Source organism: Acinetobacter sp. YH12152 (assembly GCF_013418285.1).
GTDB lineage: Bacteria > Pseudomonadota > Gammaproteobacteria > Pseudomonadales > Moraxellaceae > Acinetobacter > Acinetobacter amyesii.
Genome location: NZ_VPCH01000103.1, coordinates 1 through 2,932 on the forward strand (window position 1 = coordinate 1; position 2,932 = coordinate 2,932).

The 2,932-nt window shown below is 35.8% G+C and carries 1 protein-coding gene and 2 pseudogenes; all 3 read left to right on the top strand.

Annotated elements, in window-relative coordinates; genetic code table 11:
* Positions 1 to 114 precede the first annotated feature (114 nt).
* Positions 115 to 507 (top strand): annotated as a pseudogene (locus tag FTU83_RS17015) (RHS repeat domain-containing protein); the annotation flags it as partial.
* A 666-nt stretch (positions 508 to 1,173) separates the two neighbouring features.
* Positions 1,174 to 1,452 (top strand): hypothetical protein, encoded by a 279-nt coding sequence (locus FTU83_RS17020; RefSeq protein WP_180036263.1) that lies wholly within the window; start codon positions 1,174 to 1,176, stop codon positions 1,450 to 1,452.
* 531 nt (positions 1,453 to 1,983) lie between these two features.
* A pseudogene (locus FTU83_RS17025) lies at positions 1,984 to 2,817 on the top strand (IS5 family transposase); the annotation flags it as partial.
* Positions 2,818 to 2,932: the final 115 nt, after the last annotated feature.

Genomic DNA, 2,932 nt, shown 5'->3' on the forward strand with positions numbered 1-2,932 from the left:
TATGGTTACTGAAAAATTTGTAAAATTAGTAGAAGAAAATAAGTTAGAAATGCAGTTTTTAGATTTTAAATGATAATTTCATTCAAGCCGCTGGTTTATCAGATAAACACCGATAGTGTACATCGTGATCCATTGTGGAAAACCACAAAACAAAGCAAAGGCTTTGATGATGTATGATTCTATCACTGTGACCATTTAGGCACACCACAAGAAATGACAGACCATACTGGTTCGATCATTTGGAAAGCAGAATATAGGGCTTGGGGTGAGTGTAAGGTTGAAAAAATTAAATCGAATTTCTTTGAAAATTCAGAAATTATTTCAAACAACATCCGTTTCCAAGGTCAATATTATGACCATGAAACTGGATTGCATTATAACCGATATCGTTATTATGAGCCACATAGTGCAAGGTATGTGAGTAAAGATCCGATTGGGTTGTTTGGTGGGTTAAATAATTCAATTTATGTGAGCGATCCGAATCAATGGGTCGATTCGATGGGGTTGATGGCACAAGGGGAAAGGGAAAAAGTTGCTGCGAATAATGCGTTAGTTGAAAAGCATGCAGCTGAAAGATTCGCTCAACAAAAAGCTGCTTGGCAAGTTTCAAAAATAAAAGATGCAAGATCCAAACAACAAAATAGACCAAGTACTGGAATATTGGGTGCATTATTGCCAGGAACTATGTCAAGTGTTGCGAAAAATAAGCAAGATGCAAATGTTTTAAGAAATCAGCAAGGAATGAGAAATGTAGGTACAGTTGGAGCTGCCGCCGCTACTTTACCATATGGAGTTACAGTAATTAGTGGCGGTTTTGGAGCAGGTGCAAAGGCACCAATAATGGGTGCTGTTGGTTCTGCTGCAGTAGACGGTGGTTTTCAAACATTTGATAGTGTTAGATGTAAATGCAATGCCTATAATTATAAGCGAACTCTTGGTGTAGCTGGTGTGGGAGCATTAGCAGGAGGAGTTGGCGCAAATCTTGCAAAAGCAAATGGAGTAGAATATGTTACAGCTATGAATTTCTATAAAAATACTACAAATACTATTGGAAAAAGAATATTTTATGGTCAAACAGCAGTAAAATCTATTACAACAAAGCCTATTAAAGAGAATCCGAGTCTAAAGTTAGATGAACCACAGTACAGTAAATAATAAAGGAAGTACTTTTATATGTTCAATATAATTATTGAAATTGTGTTAGGTACATTTATATCTAATCTGAAAGCAGATAATCATCCCTATTTGTTTTGTTTTATAAAGGGGGTTTTACTGGGGTTGACAGGATTTTTTTTAGCCGTTATTTATAATTATTTTAATGATGATTATATAATGCCTTTTAATGATCTAATGTTTTTCTTTTTAATAACTCAAACGATAGGTATTGTAGTTTCAGTAATTTTTCTTATAATTGAATATTTGTTTCCAGATAAAAAAAACGAAGACTTTTAAAATATTTTAGGTGTAGGTGTTTGAAAAATATGTGTATTAAATTTACCAAAAAAATGTGATTGAAACCAGCCAAATAAGCAGAAACCTTAATCGCTTAATCCAAAGTGATCACAATAGTCAAATCACCATTTATGGTTATGATATATTTGGAAGACGAATATCTGAACAAAGTCAAATAGTTAATCAAAATTAAGTGGAACACAGCCTGACATTATTTGGTTGGGATAGTGATTTGACGATTTTCGAGTCGCAACATTACACTCAAAGCAATAATAAAATACAAGAGAACTTACAGCATACAAGTTACACCAAGCATTATTTTTTGAACCAAATAGTTTTACCATTTTTTCAAACAGGCTATGCAGGTTTTATTAAGTAGATTGAAACCTCAGACTATTCACGTTTCCAAACAGAACCTTATTCAATTTTATAAAGACCCGATATGGAAAACCGAAAAGAGAAAAAACAGAGCTGAATGGCTTTGTTGCACAAAGCTGTTCTTGAGGGCTTTTTCAGCGATATAATTTTCAAATGAAGAAGCCTACATACAAAATCTACCGCACAACCAATTGGCCCGCATATAACCGAGCACTCATGAGTCGCAGAAATATTGCCATTTGGTTTGATTCTGCTACGCAATGGTATGCTCCATCAAAAGGCAAACAAGGGCGAAATCAAACCTACTCCGACGCAGCCATCCAATGCTGCTTAATGATTAAATCCTTATTTCGTCTGTCTTTACGTATGGTTACTGGCTTTGTGCAAAGTCTGATTAAACTTTGCGGATTAAATTGGATAGCTCCAGATTACACCACGCTTTGTAGAAGACAAAAGCATATTGATATTGTAATCAGCTACCAAAAAAGTAGCGATGGGCTGCATCTACTCATAGACTCTACAGGCATGAAGTTTCTAGGTGAGGGCGAATGGAAGCGCAAGAAACATGGACCTGAATATCGTCGCCAATGGCGTAAACTTCATATTGGTATAGATGCTAAAACCCTACAAATACGAGCAGTTCAGCTTACAACCAATAATGTCAGTGATTCACAGGTACTGGAAGATTTACTTGCTCAAATCCCTTTAGATGAACAAATCGATTCTGTCTATACAGATGGTGCTTATGACACAAAACGATGCCGTCAGGTCATTGCAGATCGGCAAGCACATGCGGTGATTCCACCTAGAAAAAATGCGAAACCATGGAAAGATAAAAAGAGTAGCTCGCTAGAGCGAAATGAATTACTTCGAACAGTTACACGTTTAGGCAGGACACTATGGAAAAAATGGTCAGGCTATCATCGGCGAAGTTTGGTTGAAACTAAGATGTACTGCATTAAATTATTAGGAGATAAATTAGGGTCTGTTGACATTTGTTGATTAAAAAAATAGCGAGATAGTAAAATTAAATCGCCAAACCCAATTTTACACTCGCTATGCCTCGAACAATGCTAAATGATCAACACTGGTCCAAGTTACT